Origin of the sequence: Rhodococcus gordoniae, assembly GCF_001646655.1 — a bacterium.
GTDB classification, from domain to species: Bacteria; Actinomycetota; Actinomycetes; order Mycobacteriales; family Mycobacteriaceae; genus Rhodococcus; species Rhodococcus gordoniae.
Window position 1 is genome coordinate 100,181 of sequence record NZ_LPZN01000019.1, and the last position, 6,206, is coordinate 106,386.

Consider the following 6,206-nt stretch of genomic DNA (forward strand, 5'->3'; position numbering starts at 1 on the left):
CGGCCTCACTCCCCGAGGTGGCAGCGCCGGTGCAGCAGGCGGATCTCCTGTTCGAGTTCGGGAGCGGGCCCGTCGACGACGGCATCCGGCACGACCTCACGGATCGGCAGCGGACGGACCGGGGCCGGAGCCACGCCCATCTCGTCGAGCCACCGGACGAGTTGCTCGGAGGACGCCGCGTAGACGATCCGCCCCAGGCCGACCCAGCCGTGCGCGGCCGCGCACATCGGGCAGTGCTCACCGGAGGTGTAGACGGTGGCGATGGCGCGCCGGTCGGGCTCGAGATGTTCGGCCGCCCACCGCGCGAGCTCGAACTCGGGGTGCCGGGTGCTGTCGCCGCCTGCGACGCGGTTGCGGTCCTCGGCCAGGACCTCGCCGTCCGCGTCGACCAGCACCGACCCGAACGGCTCGTCACCGGTCGAGACCGCCTCCTCCGCGAGCTCGACGCACCGCCGCAGATACTGCAGATCCGTGTCGTTCACCATGGATGTCTCCTTCCTCCCTCGGCTGCACAGTAGAGCGAAGCCGGCGGCGGCACCGAGTTCGGCGGGGGGAAGGAGCCGGGTGGCGCGAATCGGCGACCGTCACCACACTGGAGGGTGCCCAACGGTCAGGAGACACGACATGGCGGAGAACAATCCGTTCGGATTCGACCCCGAAGATCTCGACCGCGTGGTGCGGGAGGCCGGAGAGGAACTGCGGGAGCTGAAGGACCGCATCTTCTCGTTCCTCGAGCCACCTGCGGCGCCGACGCGCACGCAGCCACGGCCCGAGACCACCGGTGAGAAGGGCGACGGGGTCTGGGTCGTCTACACCACCGACGACGACGGCGTCGCCCGCGTCGACCAGGTTCATCGCACCGAACTGGACGCGCTGCGCACACTCAAGGGCAACACCGATCCGCGACGCTCGGTGCGGTTCCTGCCCTACGGGATGAGCGTGAGCATCCTCGACCGCCCGAGCGTCACCGAGGACGGGGCCGGCCAGGACGGTGCCACCGAGGACGCTGCTCCCGGCGACGACGCGACCGGCGAGAACTGACCCGGAGGTTCACCCACCGTCGTGGATGTACGAGGCGAGCTGGTCGCGCTCGGTCTGTAGCTCGTCGATGCGGCTCTTGACCACGTCGCCGATACTGACGATCCCGACCAGCCGAGCGTCGACCACGACCGGCAGGTGCCGGATCCGTTGTTCGGTCATGGTCTCGGCGAGACTGTCGACCGAATCGCTGGGCAGGCAGGTCGTCACCGTCCGGGACATCAGTTCGTGTGCCGGTGCCGCAAGGATCGACGGGCCGCGTTCGTGCAGGGCGCGTACGACGTCGCGTTCGGTGACGATGCCGGCGACGGTCTTACCCTCGCACACCACCATCGCGCCGATGTTGAACCGCGCGAAATCGCCGATGAGTTCGCACACCGTGGTGCCGGGCGCGACCGTGTGCACCGCCGAGCCCTTGTTCCGCAAAATGTCAGCAATCCGCATCCGGTACCGCCGATCCGCTCGCAGAGCATCCCGGCGGACCGCCACAGTTTCCGCCGGGACTCCGATGTGGTCCTCAGAGTAGGCCGGAAAGCACGGCGTGCCCGGTCAGGTTATCCAGTCGTGACCTGCAGCGACGATCGCGGCGCCGGTGAGAGTGCCCAGGGCGCCGAGTTCGGCGGGGACGATCCGCAGGTCCTGCACGAACCTCAAGCGGGCGTGCCGGGCTGCCGACGCGAGCATGGGCCGCCACAGGTGACCGCCCGACTGCGCGAAGCCCCCGCCGACGACCACTCGTCCCACGTCCACCAGTGCGGCCGCCGACGCGATGGCCTGGCCCAGCGCCGTCCCGGCTCGTTCGAGTGCCGCTGCGGCGACGCCGACTCCGGCCTCGGCGTCCGCAGCGAGCGCAACGCCGTCGGGCCCTTGCCAGCCGTGGGCACGGGCCCAGCGCACCGCCGACGGGCCGCTCGCCACCGTCTCGATGCAGCCGACGCCCCCGCACGCGCACACCGTCGTACCGTAGGGCGAGACCACGTGCCCGATATGGCCGGCATTGCCGGTGCGGCCACGCACGATCCGGCCACCGAGTACCAGACCTCCACCGATACCGGTGCCCAGCACGACGCCGAGCAGGTCGGCGACGTCGCGTCCGGCCCCGAAGCGCTGCTCGGCCAGGGTCGCTGCGGCGCCGTCCATCACCAGGTCCACCCGGGCGCCGGGGAACAGGCCGCGCACGGCGTCGACGAGTGCGAAGCCGGAACTCCACTCGGAGATGTTGATCGGGCCGATCGTGCCGGTCGTCGTGTCTACCGGCCCTGCCGCGGCAATTCCCACGGCGGTCACCGGCCCGGCGCCGATCTCTTCGACCTGCCGTAGCAGTCCCGCGCACGCGCCCCACACGTCGTTCGAGGGGACCGGCACGGACCGGGCTTCGAGCGGGGTGCCGTCGTCGGCGGCGACGGCCGCGGCGAGCTTGGTGCCGCCGACGTCCAGGGCCAATGCGGTCATGGCCACGACATTAAGCGACCGGTCAGCGACGCCGCAGGACCAGTACCAGGTTGCTGACGAGGAACTCCCGGACGCCGGGCACGTGCACGAGCCACCACGCCCACCTCGGGTGGTAGCGGGGAAACGCCGCGAGCAGTTCGCCGTCCGGTGTCGAGCGTGCCCAGCGCAGGCCGTCGTCGGCGCCGACGTCGAACAGCGACACCCCGTACCGGTTCTTCGGTTCCCGGCCGTGCTTGCGGGCGTAACGCCTGGCCGCGTACTCGCCTCCGAAGGCGTGCCACGGACCGGTCTCGTGCCCACCGAACGGACCCCACCACAGGGTGTACGACAGCACCATCAGCCCGCCGGGGCGCGTGACGCGCAGCATCTCGTCGGCCATCGCCCACGGCGTCGCGACGTGTTCGGCGACGTTCGACGAGAAGCACACGTCGACCGCTCCGGTCCGCAGCGGCAACGCCAGCCCGGAGCCGCGGATCGCGCCGCCCACCTGCAGACCGGCGGCGTGCATCTCCGACGGGTCGGGCTCGATCGGAACGTACCGGGATCCCACTTCGGTGAATGCGTCGGCGAAGTATCCGGGACCACCACCGACGTCGACGACCGTGGTTCCCGTCAGATCCGTGCCGGTCAGACCCGTGTAGAGGTCGCCGATCAGATCGACGGTGTCGCGGGCGAGACCGCCGTAGAACTTCTCCGGTGCCGTCTGCTCGAACCGGAAGCTGCCGAGCAACCCCGCGGAACGGCGCAGTGTGGCGCGGCGGGCGAACAGCCGGGTCACGTCGGTGCGGGGTGGTGTCGTCGAAGGCACGTCCAGTCACCTTAGTGCTGCGCTTGTACTCGTCCCTCACCTGTCGCCGACGGGCACCCGCTACTGTGTCCCTGTCATCGTCCGAGTCACATCTGCCCGGCCGGGTGGTCGAGTCGACACCGGCAGGCTGGTCGAGTCACTACAGGGGGTCGCCGCGTGCGGGAGGTTCTGCTGCTCTGCTGGCGCGACAGCGGGCATCCGCAGGGGGGCGGCAGCGAGCGGTATCTCGAACAGGTCGGAGCGCAGCTCGCGGCGCGCGGCGTCCGGGTCGTCCTGCGAACCGCCGCATACCCCGGCGCCGCGAAGCGCGACCGCATCGACGGCATCACCGTCAGCCGCGGCGGAGGACGGCTCACCGTCTATCCGCGCGCACTCGCCGCGATCCTCGCAGGCAGGTGCGGTGTCGGTCCCCTCGCCGGTGTCCGCCCCGACGCCGTGATCGACACCCAGAACGGCATCCCCTTCTTCGCGCGGCTCGTCGCCGGCGCGCCGGTCACGGTGCTCGTGCACCACTGCCATCGTGAGCAGTGGCCGGTCGCGGGCAGACTGATGGCCACGCTCGGCTGGTGGATCGAGTCGTCGCTGTCGCCGCGCGTGCACCGCCGCAACCAGTACCTCACCGTCTCGCTCCCGTCCGCCGACGAGCTGCGCGCTCTCGGTGTCGACCGGGAGCGGATCGCGGTGGTCCGCAACGGCGTCGACGCCGTCCCCGCCGGTGTCGCGGCGGGTGGCGACGACACGCGAACGGCCCATCCCAGCATGTGCGTACTCTCGCGGCTGGTGCCGCACAAGCAGATCGAGGATGCCCTCGCCGCGGTCGCGGCGCTGCGCGGCACCGTTCCGGGCCTGCACCTCGACGTCATCGGCGGCGGCTGGTGGGAACAGAACCTCCGCGATGCGGCCGCCGAACTCGGTATCGGCGACGCCGTCACCTTCCACGGCCACGTCGACGAAGAGCGGAAACACGAATTGCTCTCGCGCTCATGGGTTCACGTGATGCCCTCGCGTAAGGAAGGGTGGGGACTCGCGGTGGTCGAAGCCGCCCAGCACGGCGTGCCCACCATCGGCTACCGCAGCTCCAGAGGACTCACCGACTCGATCATCGACGGCGTCACCGGTCTGCTCGTCGACTCGCCCGCCGAACTGACCGCCGCCGTCGCCGATCTGCTCGCCGACGCGGACCGTCGTCGTCAGCTCGGCAACAAGGCCCGCATCCGTGCCGGCGAATTCTCGTGGGAGGCCACGGGTGAGGGTGTCCACGAGGTCCTGTCCGTCACGACCTTCGGGCACACCGTCTCAGGATTGTTCCCGCGCGCCGACGAGCCGTCGTCTCTCACCGACCCGCTGCCCGAGCGCACATCCAGCGCCGCCGGCCAGTACCAGTAGCCACACCACGTGCGCCCCGACCGCCGGCGCCCGGTGGGGTGACGGCGGCGAGGTGACCCCTTCCACCCGGTACAGGCTCAGATCCTCGTCGCGGTAGGCAGTGCCGAGAGCTCCGAGCGTGCTCTGCGCGTCGCCGAGAGCTCCGAGCGTGCTCTGCGCGTCGCCGAGTTCGCCCGGCGTGCCGTGCTCGACGAGCACCCAGCCCACCCCGCGGGCAGCGAGCGCACCCGGGTCCGCACCGGACAACAACAGGGCCTCGACGTCCGCCGCGCGGCGACCCTCACCGTCGACGCTGCCGTCGGCGACGACGAGAGTTCCGGTCTGCAGGACGTCGGCGCGCAGCATCCGCGGGGACGGATCGAGAACCGGCACCGGGCCGGAGAAGTCGAAGACCCGGAACATGCCCGCGGGCAGAACGGCCACATCGCCGTCGCCGGCCGTCACGAGCTGCGACACCCGCTCCCAGCCCGCCGGATACCGCACGGGGCGTAATTGCCCGCCGACACCCCACACCAGGTCGGGGAGCGCGACCAGCACGGTGACGATCGCGGCCGCCGCCCACACCGGTTCGGGCGCCGCGAAGCGCCGCGCGAGGGCCGTCGTGCCGGCGGCCGCGGCGAGCGCGTAGGCGGGCATCGCCCACGCGACCCACTTCTGGGTGTCGCGCAGCAGTCCGGCGCCGGGAACGTGCACCATCGCCCATTCGCCGAGGGCGAGTCCCGGGCCGGTCGCGGCGAGCGCGACGACGAGCACCGCGAGGACGGCCGGCGCGACGAGCGCGACGATCACGGGATTGCCGCGCCGGCGCCACAGTGCCGGCACACCGCACGCCACCACTGCGAGCAGCAGCAGGGTGCCCACCGGCGCCCATCCCGTCGTGCGCGAGGCGGGGACGGCATCGGCGTTCCAGATCCCACCGAGCCCCGCCACCGAACCGATCGTGCCGAGAAGGGGTTCGGCCCGCGCGGCGAACGCACGCACACCGGCGGGATCTGCTTCGGTGCCGCCCCCGGCGAGCGCCGTCGCCACCAGCCACGGCAGCGACACCGTGACACCCAGGGCGAGCGCGGTGCCCACCCGCGGCAGCACCCGCGTCCGTCCACCGGGGGCGGCGAGGACAGCGCATGCCGTCACGATCGCCAGCAGCGCGCCGGTCGGGGTCAGGCCTGCGGAAGCCAGGCAGACTGCCGTCGATGCCCACCCGCCGCGTCGGCGCCGCCGGATCGCGACGGCCGCACAGATCGTCCACGGCAGCGCGGCATACCCGGCGAGCAGACTCCAGTGCCCCTGCAACAACCGCTCGGCGACGTACGGATTCCAGATCGCCACCGTCGCCGCCACGAGCCGGGCACCGGTGCCACTCGTGGGCAGCACCACCGCGACCAGCCGTGCCGCCCCCCATCCCGCGGCCCACAACGACGCGGCCAGAAGTGCCGTGACCGCGACACCGCCGTCGACGACGGTGCTCACCCACGCCAGCAGGGCGTCCTGCGGCACCGCGCGGGCCGCGGCGTCGGACAGT

Annotated in this window: 7 protein-coding genes; 2 read left to right on the forward strand and 5 right to left on the reverse strand. The window is 71.8% G+C overall.

Annotated elements, in window-relative coordinates; translation table 11 throughout:
* Positions 1–5: 5 nt before the first annotated feature.
* Entirely contained in the window at positions 6–485 is a 480-nt protein-coding gene (locus tag A8G18_RS11440; protein WP_064063964.1) for a nucleoside deaminase, read from the reverse strand.
* Between the two features lie 139 nt (positions 486–624).
* Between A8G18_RS11440 and A8G18_RS11445 the strand changes: the two genes are divergently transcribed.
* Positions 625–1,041, forward strand: a complete 417-nt coding sequence (locus tag A8G18_RS11445; RefSeq protein WP_064063965.1) for a hypothetical protein — start codon at positions 625–627, stop codon at positions 1,039–1,041.
* Positions 1,042–1,050: 9 nt separating this feature from the next.
* Here A8G18_RS11445 and A8G18_RS11450 read toward each other — a convergent pair whose 3' ends face one another.
* The 3 genes from A8G18_RS11450 to A8G18_RS11460 form a co-directional block, all read right to left on the reverse strand.
* Positions 1,051–1,482 (reverse strand): CBS domain-containing protein, encoded by a 432-nt coding sequence (locus A8G18_RS11450; protein WP_026002933.1) that lies wholly within the window; start codon positions 1,480–1,482, stop codon positions 1,051–1,053.
* 105 nt (positions 1,483–1,587) lie between these two features.
* A complete protein-coding gene (locus tag A8G18_RS11455) occupies positions 1,588–2,490 on the reverse strand; it encodes an ROK family protein (RefSeq protein WP_064063966.1) in 903 nt (300 codons plus the stop codon).
* A 22-nt stretch (positions 2,491–2,512) separates the two neighbouring features.
* Positions 2,513–3,268 (reverse strand): class I SAM-dependent methyltransferase, encoded by a 756-nt coding sequence (locus A8G18_RS11460; RefSeq protein ID WP_064063967.1) that lies wholly within the window; start codon positions 3,266–3,268, stop codon positions 2,513–2,515.
* A 186-nt stretch (positions 3,269–3,454) separates the two neighbouring features.
* On the opposite strand from A8G18_RS11460, the gene A8G18_RS11465 reads away from it, so the two are divergent.
* Positions 3,455–4,684: a glycosyltransferase family 4 protein gene (locus A8G18_RS11465; protein ID WP_064063968.1), complete on the forward strand. Its 1,230-nt coding sequence runs from the start codon at positions 3,455–3,457 to the stop codon at positions 4,682–4,684.
* Here the strand turns inward: A8G18_RS11465 and A8G18_RS11470 are convergent.
* The coding region (locus A8G18_RS11470; protein ID WP_064063969.1) for an MmpA family trehalose lipid delivery protein at positions 4,595–6,206 on the reverse strand (1,612 nt) is incomplete at its 5' end. The genes A8G18_RS11465 and A8G18_RS11470 overlap by 90 nt on opposite strands.